General features: G+C 65.5%; 12 protein-coding genes. 5 read left to right on the plus strand and 7 right to left on the minus strand.

The window, feature by feature from the left end; translation table 11 throughout:
* The first annotated feature begins 239 nt into the window (after positions 1 to 239).
* From RAD04_RS12250 to RAD04_RS12260, 3 genes are all read left to right on the plus strand, one after another.
* A complete protein-coding gene (locus RAD04_RS12250) occupies positions 240 to 2,630 on the plus strand; it encodes a bifunctional diguanylate cyclase/phosphodiesterase (RefSeq protein WP_461623998.1) in 2,391 nt (796 codons plus the stop codon).
* Positions 2,631 to 2,732: 102 nt separating this feature from the next.
* Positions 2,733 to 4,034: an MFS transporter gene (locus tag RAD04_RS12255; RefSeq protein WP_461624080.1), complete on the plus strand. Its 1,302-nt coding sequence runs from the start codon at positions 2,733 to 2,735 to the stop codon at positions 4,032 to 4,034.
* A 157-nt stretch (positions 4,035 to 4,191) separates the two neighbouring features.
* Positions 4,192 to 6,774 (plus strand): EAL domain-containing protein, encoded by a 2,583-nt coding sequence (locus tag RAD04_RS12260; RefSeq protein WP_461623999.1) that lies wholly within the window; start codon positions 4,192 to 4,194, stop codon positions 6,772 to 6,774.
* Positions 6,775 to 6,851: 77 nt separating this feature from the next.
* On the opposite strand, the gene RAD04_RS12265 is transcribed toward RAD04_RS12260, so the two are convergent.
* The 5 genes from RAD04_RS12265 to RAD04_RS12285 all read right to left on the minus strand — a co-directional run bounded on the left by RAD04_RS12265 (position 6,852) and on the right by RAD04_RS12285 (position 10,922).
* Entirely contained in the window at positions 6,852 to 7,805 is a 954-nt protein-coding gene (locus RAD04_RS12265) for an MBL fold metallo-hydrolase (protein ID WP_461624081.1), read from the minus strand.
* A 75-nt stretch (positions 7,806 to 7,880) separates the two neighbouring features.
* Complete coding sequence (locus RAD04_RS12270) at positions 7,881 to 9,086, minus strand: NAD(P)/FAD-dependent oxidoreductase (RefSeq protein WP_461624000.1); 1,206 nt, start codon at positions 9,084 to 9,086, stop codon at positions 7,881 to 7,883.
* Between the two features lie 123 nt (positions 9,087 to 9,209).
* On the minus strand, positions 9,210 to 9,530 hold the full coding sequence (locus RAD04_RS12275) for a hypothetical protein (protein WP_461624001.1): 321 nt from the start codon (positions 9,528 to 9,530) through the stop codon (positions 9,210 to 9,212).
* Positions 9,531 to 9,627: 97 nt separating this feature from the next.
* Positions 9,628 to 9,951, minus strand: coding sequence for a helix-turn-helix transcriptional regulator (locus tag RAD04_RS12280; protein WP_461624002.1), 324 nt, complete (start codon positions 9,949 to 9,951; stop codon positions 9,628 to 9,630).
* Positions 9,952 to 9,983: 32 nt separating this feature from the next.
* Positions 9,984 to 10,922 (minus strand): helix-turn-helix transcriptional regulator, encoded by a 939-nt coding sequence (locus RAD04_RS12285; protein WP_461624003.1) that lies wholly within the window; start codon positions 10,920 to 10,922, stop codon positions 9,984 to 9,986.
* A gap of 423 nt (positions 10,923 to 11,345) precedes the next feature.
* On the opposite strand from RAD04_RS12285, the gene RAD04_RS12290 reads away from it, so the two are divergent.
* On the plus strand, positions 11,346 to 12,278 hold the full coding sequence (locus tag RAD04_RS12290) for a helix-turn-helix domain-containing protein (protein ID WP_461624082.1): 933 nt from the start codon (positions 11,346 to 11,348) through the stop codon (positions 12,276 to 12,278).
* A gap of 22 nt (positions 12,279 to 12,300) precedes the next feature.
* Here the strand turns inward: RAD04_RS12290 and RAD04_RS12295 are convergent, their stop codons facing one another.
* Positions 12,301 to 13,224, minus strand: coding sequence for a catalase (locus tag RAD04_RS12295; protein WP_461624083.1), 924 nt, complete (start codon positions 13,222 to 13,224; stop codon positions 12,301 to 12,303).
* Positions 13,225 to 13,357: 133 nt separating this feature from the next.
* Positions 13,358 to 13,984 (minus strand): TetR/AcrR family transcriptional regulator, encoded by a 627-nt coding sequence (locus RAD04_RS12300; protein ID WP_461624004.1) that lies wholly within the window; start codon positions 13,982 to 13,984, stop codon positions 13,358 to 13,360.
* A gap of 127 nt (positions 13,985 to 14,111) precedes the next feature.
* Here RAD04_RS12300 and RAD04_RS12305 point away from each other — a divergent pair, with 127 nt between their 5' ends.
* Positions 14,112 to 15,341: a cytochrome P450 gene (locus tag RAD04_RS12305; RefSeq protein ID WP_461624005.1), complete on the plus strand. Its 1,230-nt coding sequence runs from the start codon at positions 14,112 to 14,114 to the stop codon at positions 15,339 to 15,341.
* The last annotated feature ends 94 nt before the right edge of the window (positions 15,342 to 15,435 follow it).

Raw genomic sequence — 15,435 nt, forward strand, 5'->3', positions numbered from 1 at the left:
CCCGTATTACTCCGGGCAAAACCGGCAACTTGTTTCCACAATGCCGGATCATTCGGGCACTTCATTAACTAATTCACGCGTTGCGGAATGGAGTGGTTCCGAAATTGTGCAGTTCTTAACCGCGGTCTTGTTCCGATAGCGGCGCCGGCACCTCAACCAGAGGTTCGGTTCGTCGGGGACAGGGGGACGGCGGCTTCAAGATGGGCGATCGCGATCAGAACGATCAGGATCGGAGGCGTATGACCGGATGGTGGCGTGCCGCGCCGCTGCTCGGGCTGTATCGCCCTGCGCTCGTCGCGGTCGGCGTCGGTCTTCTGTTTTCGGTCGTGGGCGCGGCCGCCGTGGCGCGGTGGGAGGATCGCGTCAACAGGATCGAGTTCGAGAACGCGGCCGAAACCGAAGCGATCGTCGTGCAGAACGGAATGGGCGAATACATCTCCAGGCTCGTCGCGCTGCGCACGCTGTTCGAATCGACCAACGACGAGGTCACCCGCAGCGAGTTCGAGACCTTCAGCGCCCGCCTGTTCGAGCGCCATCCCGGCATGCTGCGCATTGCCTGGCTGCCGCGCGTCAACCGCAAGGAACGCGCCGAATACGAGACCGCGGCGATCGCGGACGGCGTATCCGGCTATCGCATCAAGTCGCTCCAGAGCGCGGGCTTTGCGACGGCGCCGCAGACCGATGAGTATTTTCCGGTGTTCTACTCGACCCAGCCGAAGACCTCGGCGGTCTACGGCATGGATTACGCCACCGTCCCGGAGCGCCGCGCGGTGCTGGAGCGGGCGCGCGACAATGACAAGGTCGCGGCCATTCGCACGCGCCTGTTCGAGCCGAAGGAGGGGGGCCGGCTGCCTGACGTCCTCGTTGCCATTCCCGTCTACGCCAAGGGAACGTCGCGCGAGACGGTTGCGGACCGGCGCCGCAATCTGGCCGGCTTCGTGGTCGGCGTCTTCGACCTGCCGCTGCTGATCCAGGCCATTCGCGTCACGACCGGGGCAAGCCCGGCGGTCAGCATGAACGTCTACCCACCCTTCACGGCGCAGATCGTCAGCCTGGAGCAGATGCTGCCGGATTATTCCTCGGCGGCCACGGCACCGCAGTCGATGCGGGACGTCGCGCGGGCGCTGCACTGGTCGGGCACTCTCAAGATCGGCGACACCGATTGGCAGGTGCGGGCGGTCCCAACCGCGGGCGGTCCGCTGGAGACGACATACGATCGCGCCGGCGCCGTGCTGATCGTCGGCTTGCTGCTGACGCTGTCGCTGTCGACCTATCTCATGCTCGCAAGCCGCAATTCGCGGCGGCTGTCGTTGGCGAACCGGCGAGTGCTCGAGCTCGCCCAGACCGACATCCTGACCGGACTGCCGAACCGCGCCTTCTTCCTCACCCGGCTCGACGAGATGAACAGCCAGCTGAGCGTGCGGGGCCTGCCGTTCTCGATCCTGATGCTCGACCTCGACCGCTTCAAGAACGTCAACGACTCCCTCGGTCACGGCGCAGGCGATGCATTGCTGCGCCAGGTAGCGCAGCGGCTGAAATCCGCCGTGCGCGCCAACGACGTGCTGGCGCGCCTCGGCGGCGACGAGTTCGCCGTCATCCAGGAAGCCGGCGAGGATCAGCGCGCCTGCTCGACCGAGCTGGCGGCGCGGATCGCCAAGCTCTTGACCGAACCGTTCCTGCTGCCCGGTCATCGCGTCGAGATCGGCACCAGCATCGGCATCGCCATCGCGCCGGATCACGGCAGCGATCAGGAGCAATTGCTGAAGAAGGCCGACCTTGCGCTCTATCGTTCGAAATCGGCAGGCCGCAACTGCTTCACCATCTACGACGAGGCGATGTCGGCCGAGCTGGAGGCCCGCAACACGCTGGAGGGGGATCTGCGCGATGCCATCGCGCGGTGCCAGCTGGAGGTGCACTACCAGCCGTTCGTCGACGCCCTCAGCGGCGCGCGGCGCGGCTTCGAGGCGCTAGTGCGCTGGCGGCATCCGACACGCGGATTGATTCCGCCGGACCAGTTCATTTCGCTTGCGGAGGAGACCGGGCTGATCGTGCCGCTCGGCGAATTCGTGCTGCGGCGCGCCTGCGCGGATGCGGCCGGCTGGCCATCGGATCTCGCGGTCGCCGTCAATTTGTCGCCGATCCAGTTCAAGGAGGCCCGATTGTTCGAGGTGATCTGCGCGGCGCTCGCCGATTCCGGCCTGCCGCCCCAGCGGCTGGAGATCGAGATCACGGAATCCGTGCTGCTGGAGCGCGGCGGCGAGAACCACGCCTTCATGCAGCGGCTGAAGCAGCTCGGCGTCGAGCTCGCGCTCGACGATTTCGGCACCGGCTATTCCTCGCTCAGCTATCTGACGGCGTTCCCGTTCGACAAGATCAAGATCGACAAGTCGTTCATCCGCAACCTCACCCAGCAGCCGCGCAGCTCCGCCATCATTTCCTCGATCGTGACGCTGGCGCGTGGGCTGGACATGTCGGTCACCGCCGAGGGCGTCGAGACCCGCGAGGAGTACGAGCGGCTGAAGGCGCTCGGCGTCAATTTCGCGCAAGGCTATCTGTTTGGACGCCCGCAGCCGATCGAGCGGATCCTATTCGACGCACCGGCCAAACCCTCACGGCGCGACGCCGCCTGAGATCGCCCCGACGCATCTCGCTCAAGGGGCATGCGTGAAAAGCGCTTGACCCGGACATCTCCAGATGGTCCGAAAGACCGTCCAGGGATGAAACATACAAACATGCGGCTTCCGTTCTTCTACGGCTGGGTCGTGGTCGCCGTGACCTTCGTCACCATGGCCATCGGCGTCAACGCGCGCACCGCCTTTTCACTGTTCTTTCCTCCCATCATCTCCGAATTCGGCTGGGAGCGCGGCGTCACCGCGGGCGCCTTCTCCTTCGGCTTCGTGGTGTCGGGCGTGGTCAGCCCGCTGATCGGCCGCTTGATGGATCGCGCCGGGCCGCGCGCGGTGATGGAGCTCGGCGTCGTGCTGATGGGCGGCGGATTGCTGCTTGCGCCGCTCACCAGCGCGCCCTGGCATCTCTATGTCACCATCGGCGTCATGGTCGGTGCCGGTTCGGTGTGTCTCGGCTATTCCGGCCAGTCGCTGTTCCTGCCGAACTGGTTCATCCGCAAGCGCGGCTTCGCCATTGGCATCGCTTTCGCCGGCGTCGGCATCGGCTCGGTGACGTTGCTGCCCTGGGTGCAGCACATGATCGAGCAGACCGGCTGGCGCACCGCCTGCACCGCGATGGGCCTGCTCGTCCTGGTCGTGCTGGCGCCGGTCAATCTGCTGCTGCACAAGCGCCCGCAGGACATCGGCCTCGAGCCGGACGGCGATGCCGTCCCGGTCGCGGGCGCGGCCCAGCCGATCTCGAACATCGTCGATCCCGTCTGGGTCGAGACCGACTGGACGCTGAAACGCGCCGTCGCGACCGCGCGATTCTGGTGGATCGCACTCGGCTATTTCTGCGGCCTGTACATCTGGTACGCGGTGCAGGTGCACCAGACCAAATTCCTGCTCGACATCGGCTTCAGTCCCGGTGTCGCGGTGTGGGCGCTCGGCATCGTCAGCCTGCTCGGCATTCCCGGCCAGATCCTGCTCGGCCATGTCTCCGACCGGATCGGGCGGGAATGGGTGTGGGCGATCAGTTGCGCCGGCTTTGTGATCTGCTTTGCGGCACTGATGGCGCTGAAGTTCCAGCCGTCGCTGTGGCTGGTCTACGTGATGGTGTTCACGCAAGGCGCGCTCGGCTACGGCCTCACCTCGATCATGGGCGCGGTGGTGTTCGAGATTTTCCAGGGCAAGCACCAGGGCAGCATCTTCGGCACGATCATGCTGGCGGCGCTGGCCGGCGGTGCGGCCGGACCGTGGGTGACCGGCTTCCTCTACGATCGCACCGGCGACTACACGCTCGCCTTCGCCATCGCGATGATCGTGAGCGCCTTGTCGGCGCTCTCGATCTGGCAGGCCGCGCCGGGGAAGGTGCGGGCCGTCGCCGGCCGGCTGCACAAGCTCCACGCCGGAACCGGCGCGGATTAGGTTCCGCACGCATCAACATACCGTCGTCGTTTTCGCGGATCGTTAAGCATGCCGCTTCTTGGCGAGGGGCGATGGCGCGGCAAAAACGTCTTGGACACCATCGCAGCGTTAGCGTCGGACCGCTTGCCGTATTTTCCCGATATCGCCGGGTCAAACGATGTCCGCCTTCGATTGTCTCACTGAAATTCCGGACGTGTTGCGGGCCGCGCTCGAACGCGCCGACGATGGCGTCGTCATCGTCGATGACGACCATCGCATCACCCATTTCAACGCCGCGGCGGAGCGCATCTGGAAGCTGGCACGCACCGACGTGCTCGGTCGCGATGCCGAAATTCTCGCCCTCAAGGGCCTTCAGGCCGATCCGGTGGCCGATCTCCGGGACGAGATCAGTCTCGTGCGCCGTGACGGCAGCCGCATCAGAGCGGCTATCGCGCTGTCTTCCGTGAAAATCGGCGGCGCCAATCATTACATCGTGTTTGCGCGTGACGTCACCATCGAAGCCGAGCGCCGCGTCAGGATCGGGCTTCTCCACGCCGTCTCCGACCAGACCAACCGGGCGGTGATCATCAGCGACACCGAGCAGAACATCGTCTACGTCAATTCCGCCTTCACGGCGCTGTTCGGCTACACCAACGCGGAGGCCGAGGGTCGCCGCGCAGGCGAGCTGATTGCCGGCCGGCACACCGATCGCAAGACCATCGCGAAGCTCATCAACCGCCTGATGCAGGGCGGTCGCCGCGGCGAGGCCGAGGTGCTGACCTACGACAAGGACGGCGAGGAGATCTGGGTTTGCGCCCGGATCGATGTCTTCCGCGACACGAAGGGCCGGGTCAAGCACATCTTCGCGCTGCTCGAGGACATCACCGAGACCAAGCAGCTGCGCTCGCTGCAGCAGCTCATCATGGGCGCGCTCGCCGACGAGGTGCCGATCGGCGAGATCGCCGACAGGCTGTGCCGTCGCGTCGAGGAGATCGCGCCCCACGTGGTCTGCTCGTTGCTTCACGTCGATGCCGTGGGCCTGATCCATCCGCTCGGCGGCCCGAGCCTGCCCGATGATTATTCCCGCGCATTGGACGGCGTGGCCATCGGCCCCGACGTCGGCTCCTGCGGCACCGCCGCCTTCTACGGCGAACCGGTGCTGGCGACCGATCTGGAGACCGATCCGCGCTGGCAGCCCTACAAGGCCATGCCGCTCGCGATCGGCCTGCGCGCCTGCTGGTCGACCCCGGTCAAGGCCAAGGACGGCCGGGTCATCGCGACCTTCGCCTTCTACTATCGAGAACCCCGCGCGCCGAGCAATTGGCACCGGCGCATCGTCGAGGCCTGCGTCAATCTCGGCGCCTTCGCGATCGAGCGCAAGGAAGCGCGCGCCGAGATCGCGCGGCTCGCCTATCACGACATCCTCACCGGCCTGCCGAACCGCGCGCAGCTGCGGCACCTGATCACCACGGCGATCGATGCCTGCCCGACCGGCAGCCATGTCGCGCTAGCCTTCCTCGACGTCGATCATTTCAAGGACGTCAACGACACGCTCGGCCACGCCGCCGGCGACGAGCTCCTGATCCAGCTCGCCCAGCGCCTGCGCGAGCAGATTGGCCCCGAGGACATGCTGGGACGGCTCGGCGGCGACGAGTTCGTCATCCTGCTGCCGCAACGCAACGCCGAGAGCGCCGCTCGCGTCGCGGCCGACATCACGGAGGCGCTGGCTGCACCCTTGAAGCTTGGATCGAAGCTGATGCCGATGTCGGCCAGCATCGGCATCAGCCTCTATCCCGACCATGCCACCGACATCGACACCCTGATGCAGCAGGCCGACGCCGCCATGTACATGGCCAAGCAGGCGGGCCGCTCGACCTATCGCATCTTCAGCGCCGAGATGAACGGGCTCACCGAGCAGCGGCTGGCGCTGATTGCGGCGCTCCGCCGTGCCATCGCCGAAGGCGCGCTGACCCTCAGCTACCAGCCGCAGATCCGCAGCTGCGACGGCGCCATCCACGGCGTCGAGGCGCTGTCGCGCTGGCGTGATGCCGTGCTCGGCGACGTCTCGCCGGCAAAGTTCATCCCGCTCGCCGAGGAGTGCGGCCTGATCGAGCAAATCGGCCTGTGGTCGGTACGCGAGGCCTGCCGGCAGATGGCGAGCTGGCGCCGCGCCGGGCTCAACATCCCCAGCGTGTCGGTCAACCTGTCGCCGATCAATTTCCGCAACGTCACGCTGGCGGCGCGGCTCAAGGACATCCTCGCCGAATACGATCTGCCGGCGAACGCCTTGATGCTGGAGATCACCGAAGGCACATTCATGCAGGACGGCGTCGCCGCGCTCGAGACCATGAACGCGATCCGCGAGCTCGGCGTCGGGCTCTCCGTGGACGATTTCGGCACCGGCTATTCCAGCCTCAGCCGTCTCGCGCATCTGCCGATCCGCGAATTGAAGATCGACCGCAGTTTTATGCACGACATCGAGCGTGACGCGGGCGCGCTCGCAATCGCCACTGCCGTGGTGCGCGTCGGTCAGGGCCTCGGCATGACCGTCGTCGCCGAGGGCGTCGAGACCGAAGGCCAGCGCAAGACCCTGGCCGAGCTCGGCTGCGACGTCGTGCAAGGCTTCCTCTACGCCCCCGCACTTCCCCCCGTCGCGTTCGAGCACTGGCTGATCGAGCACTGCGCCGAGCAGGCGAGGGCGATGCGGGCGCGGCTGGATGTTGGGGCGGCGGGCAGCGACGTCGTGAGGCGGTCGGCTTAGAGGCAGGTTCGAGAACAGGGTGCGAACTCACGCATGCGGTGAGTACGCACCCCGGTTCGGCTCTACCTGACGAGCGGTCAGTAGTCCCAGAAGGCCGGCACCCAGCGAAAGTGGTCGCCGTCGACCGCCACCCGGCCGATGGAAGGGAACGGCATGTGCGTGGCGACGAGGAGCTCTCCGTTCGCTGCCAGCTCCCGCAGAAGGCGGACCCGGACACGGGCCGCCTCTTCGGGATCATGCTCGAAGCCGTTGTACCAGTCGGGGTGGTCGAACCCGACGGTGAACACGGCATCGCCGGCGAATGTCAGCCGATCGCCGCCGGATGCCAGGCGGACCACGCTGTGCCCGGGGGTGTGGCCACCGGTGCGCGTGACCACCACTCCCGGCGCGACCTCGTGCTCGTCCTCGAAGGTACGCAGCTGGTTGTGGTATTCTTTCGCGAACCGCTTGGCGGTCGCCCGAAGCGCGTCGGGGAATCCCGGCGGCATCGAGACGTGGGAGAAATCGGGCGCCTCCCAGAACGCGACCTCGGCAGCTGCCACATGGATGCGCAGGTCCGGGCGCAGCCGCTCGTTCACCTCGTCGACGAGCAGCCCGCCAATGTGGTCCATGTGCATGTGCGTCAACACCACGTCGGTCACGGACTCAAGATCGATACCGGCGGCTTCCAGTCGCTTGCTCAACTGACCGGCTCGCGGCAGGTGCAAGTCCGGGTCGGATCCCAGTCCGGCGTCGACGAGGATGGTCCGGTCGCCGCTACGCACCACCACCACGTTCAGCGCCCAATCGAACGCATCCGGCGGCAGGAACATGTCCTTCAGCCACGCCGCGCGGACGGCCGGGTCGGCGTTGTGGGCCAGCATCGCGCCTGGCAGCGTCAGTACGCCGTCGCTGATTACCATCACGTCGATCTCGCCGATCTTCAGCGCGTAGCGCGAAGGAACCAGCTCTTGGGGCCCGGGCCCGCCGGGGCGTGTGATGTTGTGCAGGTTCATGTTCGTCTCCTGAGTGTTGCGGATCGTCTGGTTCATCATTGAAGTCTCCTCTTCATGCTGTGGATTGCGGAAAGGCTGCGGCGGGGCGCGCGGTCATCGTCAGGCGGACGTCTAGAGATCAGTCACGCGTTCCGGATCGGCTGACGCGAGCGCGGCGGCGCGCTCGGCGCGTGGCGGATAGATCCAGACCGTGTTGATCTCCCGCTTCGTCTTCTTGGCGACGTCGCCGACCATCTCGACGTTGCGCTCCCAGCCGCGCGTGAACAGCGCGCCGGCCTCGCCGAGGTCGAGACAGGTGACGTAGGTTTTCTGGTGATAGGGCCTGGTCGCGAGGCCGAGCAGCTCGGCCGCGGCATTGTTGCCGGCGAAGGCGCCCATCCGCGTGGCGTGCTGGCACGACATCAGCGCGTAATTGCCCTCGTCGTCGCAGGCCGCACGCGCCGCATCGCCGGCGGCGAAGACGCCCTGAACGCCTGTCACCTGCAGGCAGCGGCCGACAAGCAACCGGCCGAAACTGTCGCGCTCGGCGGGAATCTGCGTCGTCAACGGCGCGGCGCGAATGCCCGCCGCCCAGATCACGGTCTCGGTTTCGATGTGCTCGCCACTCGATAGCGTGACGCCGGATTGATCGAGCGAGGCGACGCCGGCGCCGATCCGTGTCTCCACGCCGACCTTGCGCAGGGCTTCCTCGATGACCGGGCGGGGGCCTGCGCCCATGTCGGGCGCGATCGCATTGTTGCGCTCGACGATGATGACGCGAGTCTTTGCGCTCGTGCCGAGGATTTCGCGAAGCCGCCCCGGCATTTCGGTGGCCGCCTCGATGCCGGTGAAGCCGCCGCCGGCGACGACGACCGTGTCGCGCCCGTTCGTGGCGGGCCGCTTGGCGAGGCCATGCAGATGCCTGTCCAGCGTGATCGCATCCGCGAGCGAATCGACGCTGAAGCCGTGCTCGGCAAGGCCCGGAATGTTGGGGCGAAACAGTCGGCTGCCGGTGGTCACGACGAGGCGGTCGTAGGAGAGGGTCTTCTTCGTGCCCTTCGCCGTGGCGATCTTCACCATGCTTGATCTGGTGTCGACCGTCTCGGCAATGCCCTGCACATAGGTAACATCGATGGCCCTGAGCACGTCGAGCAAGGGCGCCGTCAGGGTCTCCGGCTTTCGTTCATAGAGCCGCGGGCGAACCACGAGCGTCGGCTCGGGGGCAAGCAGCGCGATCTCGAGCTGGTCTGGCAAGATGCCCTGGATCTCGCGCAGGCGGGCTGCGGAAAGGGCGGCGTACATGCCGGCGAAGCCGGCGCCGATGATGACTAGTCGCATGAGTTTACTCCTTGATCTCTGCGTTTCGATCTCTGCGTTTCGAAAGTCCGTGCGCGCGCCGTCGCTGCTCCGCTCAAGGCAGCGTCCGGTGACGACACGAAGAGGTGAAGTGAATCGCCGGTGTTAAGGCGCTTCGCAGCGCGACAGCGGCGAACTCGATGGCCAGCCTTGGTGCAACGAACTTTGGCGTAACCAACCTTGACGAAAGACGACCGGCTGAGTCGTCCTCGGGCCCCAGTCCTGGTAGGGAAGACCGGAGCCATCCCGGGTCATGATGGACACCAGCGGGTAGGTCGGATGCATGGCTTGCGCCGGAATCTCGACCTGCTCGCCCGTCGCCGACGTGAAGCGAACGGCGAGCGAGAGTCCGTACAATGTTGCGGTCGCAAGGCCTCGGCGTCGCGAAGCGATCACCCGCCGGCTGATGAAGTTTTTCCAGGTCATCTTCGGTCTCCGTCGATTGGTCTGGCATGGTGATGGTCTAGCGGATCGAATCTGCCGCTGCGCCAGAGCGATTGCCGTGGTTGCATCGCGATTGCTGCTAACGCTTATGCCTGCGCCAGTCGCTCGGCCTCTCGCCGGTCAGCTTTCTGAAGGCGACTGCGAACGCCGTTTGCGAGGAATAGCCAAGCGCAGCTGCGATCGAGACGATCGAATCGTCGGAGTCGCGCAGCAAATTCACGGCTTGCTCAGACCGGTGCCGGCGCAGCCAGGCACGCGACGAAAGCCCGGTGCTTTTCTTGAACGCGCGGCAGAAATGGAAGCGCGGCAGGCCGGCATCCGACGCCAGCGTGGCGAGTGAGAGGTCCGTCTCGACTTCGGACCGCAGGCGCTGGACCGCGCGTTTCAGTATCGTCGCTGACAATCCGCCGATGACGGAGAGATCAGTGGGCCTCGTTAGCGCGCGTGCCGCTTGCGCCAGTCGCTCGGCGTCTCGCCGGTCAGCTTCCTGAAGGCTGCTGCGAACGCCGTCTGCGACGAATAGCCCAGCGCCGCAGCGATCGAGACGACCGCTTCGTCGCTGTCGCGCAGCATGCTCATGGCCTGCTCGAGCCGGTGTTGGCGTAGCCAGGAGTGCGGGGAAAGGCCGGTGCTCTCCTTGAAGGCGCGGCAGAAGTGAAAGCGCGATAGTCCGGCATCGGAAGCCAGAGCATCTAGCGAGACGTCCGCATCGCTGTCCGAGCGCAACCGTTCGATCGCACGGAGCAGGATCTTCGGCGACAGCCCGCCCATTGTCGGCTGCAGCGTGGTTGGCGAACCCGTGTGCGCAACCAGCAGGCGCGTGGCCAGAAGATCCGTCAGTTGATGCCGGAACAGCGTATCCAGGGCTTCATTGCCTCCCAGCGCATCTGCCGCGCTTAGGAGCAGCCGAGACGTAATGGGGTCAGGATGCGCCGTCCGCTCCAGCAGCTCGTTCGTTCCCGTGATCTCGGCTTCGCGAGCAACGCGCTTCAACGTTGCATCGGGAAGATACAGTTGAACCACATCCACGGGCTTCGGAATGTCCCAGCGGGAGCTTGATCCTTCCGGAATGATGACCACGACCCCGCGACGAAACGTGCCGATCGCAACCGATTTTCCTGTGCGCCGCTCCATGCGCTGCACCATGCCGTTGTGGGCCATGATCACGTGGTGGCTCATGGGCTTGACGAGGTCGTGCAACGGATCATGTTTCCAGTGGGCGATCCCGGCGCCGGAGGATTCCAGTGCCATGCGAAGTGGCTCGGTCCCGAGCACGCGCGCCATCTCCGCATCGGCGCGTCGCTCGGAATTCGAGCGATCGTCCGGCTGTGAGCCCGGCGGGGGTGGCAAGCCCTTGGGCGCGGGATTGCGCATGAGTGCAGTGCTCCCGGTCATTGCGTGGCTCCTCCTGATCAGCTCAAGCTTTCGATCAGTGTCCGTACTTGTACGGGTCGGCGCGTGTTCTATGCGCTGCGAAGGTTCCGCGTATTTCCTGAAGCGGTGATGCTTTGTCCGATCCTGCTCCAAGCCGGCGCGCGCTTTCACAAACGCACGATGGACCGGCGATGCGCTGGCCGAGGCATTGACCGGGATTGCGCGAGAGGAATCAAAACCCGTTGAAATTGCTCGTGAAAGGCGGTCTGAGGCAATAAATGCGGCGGGCCGTCATGCGGCTGTCGCTCCGACGCGCTGGTCTGGACCGCCGCTTGGCGATGTCGGATAATTGGGCGTGATTTGGCGATGGCGCCGCGCTCCCAAGTCTCCTCTCACACGAGATCCACGCCCGAGATTCCCGCCATGACACAGGCAGATGCCTTCGCGCAGAAGGTCGAACGGTTTCTGCATCTGAAAGATGCGCCGCCAACGCTGGCCACGCGTTCGCTGCGCAGCGCCGAGCTCGCCGTCACCGAAACCCGGGATGACCATCCCATGCCGCGTCTTTCCGATTCGATGCCCTCGGAGGACGCCTATCTCGTTGGCCTGAAATTTCGCGATTTCGCCGATTGCGAGTGCTGGGAGCGCGGCCGCTGCGTAATCAAGAGCGATATCCAAGCCGGCGCGACATACCTGTACGACCTGAAACGCGATCCGCGCTACGTGATCGACAAGCCTTTCCATTCCCTGTTGTTCTATCTGCCCCGTTCAGTGCTGGACGACATGGCGAGGCAAGGCGGCGCGCCAAGGATTGGCGAACTCGCCTATCAGCCCGGCGTCGGCCATGACGATATGACGATCCGCCATCTCGGCGCATCGTTCCTGGCGGCGTTGCGCCAGCCTGATGAGGCCAACCAGCTCTTCATCGACCACATGATGCTCGCGCTTGCCGCACATGTTGCGACGACCTACGGCGGATTGCGGTGCGCCGCCGAGCCGGCGCGCGGCGGCCTTGCCCCATGGCAGATCAAGCGGGCTTGCGAAAGGCTGGAATCCGATCTCCGTGGAAAGCTCTCACTGGACAAGATCGCAGCCGAGTTCGATCTCTCCGTCAGTCATTTTTCGCGTGCATTTCGCGTCTCCACCGGCCTGCCGCCGCACCAATGGCTGCTGCGCCAGCGCGTGGACACGGCCAAGCAATTGATGACGGTGCGCGACCTGTCGCTGGCGGAGATTGCGATATCAGCCGGGTTCGCCAATCAAAGTCACTTCACCCGGGTATTTTCCTCGGTGGTCGGCATCAGCCCTGGAATGTGGCGCCGCGAGGCGCAGGGCGTGCCGGAAAGCGAAACGTGATCGGGCTCAAGACGCCTTCCGCTCAGCGGCGCCTTGCCTGAGAGACGGCATAGGCGGCGCTGCGCGCTGCAAACATCTCGTCCGGCGGGTGGCCGATGCCGTCGGCCAGATTGGCCGGATTGAACGCGGACCCGTCGCACGCCTCGTTTGATTCTGTGCCCGTGATCACGATCGTTCCGAGGCGTACCGCTTCGCGCGCATCCTCGTCGGGCCAACGCTCGGTCACATCCATGACGGGGTCGCCGGGCTGGTCCAGCAGCGCCATCACGCTGAACCTGACATCGCGTGCCCTGATCCGGGCTTCCAGCTCGCCGCGCAGAAAGCCGGTGGACTCGGCTGTGGCGGCGTCCTCGGGCGGCCTGCCTTCCTCGCCGACCGGCGCGACCTTGAATTTGATGAACCGTGTCTCGCCCTTTGCGTTCGTCGCGGGAAAGGCGTGCACGCCCCAATAGGTCGTGCAGGCAAGGCTTGCGGGTGGCGGATGCGCGACAAGGTAGCTTGCCTGATGCAGCGTTTCGGGATTGGCGGCGGAGAATGCCTCGACCTGCGCCATGTCCTGCTTGCCGTCCGCTCCCGGCATGCGCGCCTGGAGGAACGCCAGCATCTGGTCGAGCGTTCTGGCGAAATGAACCGGGGCGCTCTGGGTCAAAATCTCGGAGCGCTGATCCCCGTTGCCGAGCCGGAAGCTGAAGCCGCGCAGCGAGCACCTGTCAGTGTCCACCGCATCCGGCGTGCAGCCATCCGCCGCGAACCGCGCCAGCACCCGGGACGGCTTGGTGAAGCTGCGGGATTTGGTGATCTCCTTGGCCTGATGCGACGGGGTGTAGGTGCCGCGAACGCATTGGCCCCAGGAAAAGCTCGCCCGTGCCTTTGGCGGCCCGGCAACCGCCTTCAGGGCATCGACAACAGACGTCGGCGTGGCAGCGCCGCTGGGGAACTGAGGCAGGACGAAACCCTGGGTTCGAACGATGGCGCTCGTTTGTGACCCAGGGCGGATCGAGCTTCTTTCCCAAAGCGGACGTGCCTTGTCCGATCCTGCGACAAATCTCGCGACGCGCTTGCTCGGGGCCCACCGCGCTCTATGAAGACGCACTCGTGTCCGACGCCAGCCCCATCCTCCGCCGCAAATCCGTGATCGCGCGCAAGAAGCTATCCGCCGGCGTCGTCTCGGGATCGATCAGCCGGTGCAGGCGAAAGCCGTCTTCGAGCGCGAGCACGACGGAGGCAATCCAGGGCGGGTTCAGATTGCCGCCGCTCGCCTTGCTCTTCAACGTGGCCTCGACGATGTCGGCCACCAGCTTACGCCGCGCGCGCAGGCGCTTGGCAAGCTCAGGACGGCGCTTCTCGGCGCGCGCGACGAACAGGATCATCTCCATGTGCAGGAGCGGTGAGCGGGCGAGGGGATCCTGCCGCGTGCGGTCCATCGCTTTCAACGCCGCGATGAAGTCGTCCAGATTGTCGTGCTGGGCGAGGATGTCGAGGTTGCGCCGGATCGATTGCTCGACATGGTCCTCGAGCATGGCGATGATCAGCTCGTCCTTGCTCTTGAAGTTGGAATAGAACGCGCCGCGGGTGAAGCCTGCCGCTCCCGCGATCGCCTCGATGCTGGCACCGCCGATGCCGTCCTGCTCGAACACGCGCGCGGCCGCCTCGAACAGTTTGTCGCGCGTATCGTCCCTGGTCGGCCTGGTTCTCACCCTTGACATCGGACGAGGTTAGGGCAGAATGCAACTCGATACAACAATGTATCGAGTTGATATTTCAGGGATGTTACGCCGGGCAGTGGGGCTGCGATCGGCGTATTCGTGTCATCGGCAACCGATTGAGGTCACCATGAACGAGCACGTGCAAGGCGCCGGCGGACCGCTGTTCAACCCGCTGTCGCCGGACTTCATCCGCGATCCCTATCCGCACTATGAACGGCTGCGCACGAACGATCCGATCCACGTGACGCCGTTCGGCCAGTTCGTCACCAGTCGCCACGCCGACGTCAGCCTTGTGATGCGTGACAAGCGCTTCGGCAAGGATTTCGTCGAGCGCTCCAAGCGCCGATATAGCGCCGCCATCATGGACGAGCCGGTGTTCCGCAGCATGAGCCATTGGATGCTGCAGGCCGATCCGCCCGACCACACCCGCCTGCGCGGCCTCGTCGTGAAGGCCTTCACCGCCCGCCGCGTCGAGGACATGCGGCCGCGCATCCAGCAGATCGTCGACCAGGCCATCGATGCGGTGATCGACCGCGGCCACATGGACCTGATCGAGGATTTCGCCTTCCGCCTGCCCGTGACCATCATCTGCGAGATGCTCGGCATCCCCGAGGACCATCGCGAGGTCTTCTACAAGAGCTCGCGCGACGGCGGGCGGCTGCTCGATCCCGTGCCCCTCACTGCCGAGGAGATCAGGAAGGGCAACGAGGGCAACCTGATGGCGCAGATGTATTTCCAGCAGCTGTTCGAGCTGCGCCGCAAAAATCCCGGGGACGATCTCACCACCCAGCTGGTGCAGGCCGAGGAGGACGGCAACAAGCTCACGAACGAGGAGCTGACCGCCAACATCATCCTCTTGTTCGGCGCCGGCCACGAGACCACGGTCAACTTGATCGGCAACGGCCTGCTCGCGCTCCACCGCAATCCGGACCAGCTTGCGCTGCTCGAGGCGCGCCCCGAGCTGATGGCAGGCGCGATCGAGGAATTTTTGCGCTACGATTCCTCGGTGCAGATGACCGGACGCGTCGCGCTGGAGGAGATCGAGGATCTCGGCGGCAAGAGGATCCCCAAGGGCGAGACCGTGCTGTGCTTGCTCGGCTCCGCCAACCGCGATCCCGCGGTCTATCCCGATCGGCCCGACCGGCTCGATGTCACCCGCCAGAATGTGAAACCGCTGTCGTTCGGCGGCGGCATCCATTTCTGCCTGGGTGCCCAATTGGCGCGCATCGAGGCGGAGATCGCCATGGCTACGCTGCTGCGGCGGCTGCCCCATTTGCGCATCGACGACATCGAAAACCCGGAATGGCGGCCGACCTTCGTGCTGCGCGGCCTCAAGCGGCTGCCGGCGAGCTGGTGAGGCGGCCCGGCATTAACCTCCGCGCGCAACAGTCGCTGTGACTTCGCCACACTTCCCCCTATATAAGGGGCTGTTCCGGCACGCCTGAAGTCCA

This window comes from Bradyrhizobium sp. 25ACV, from assembly GCF_054863005.1.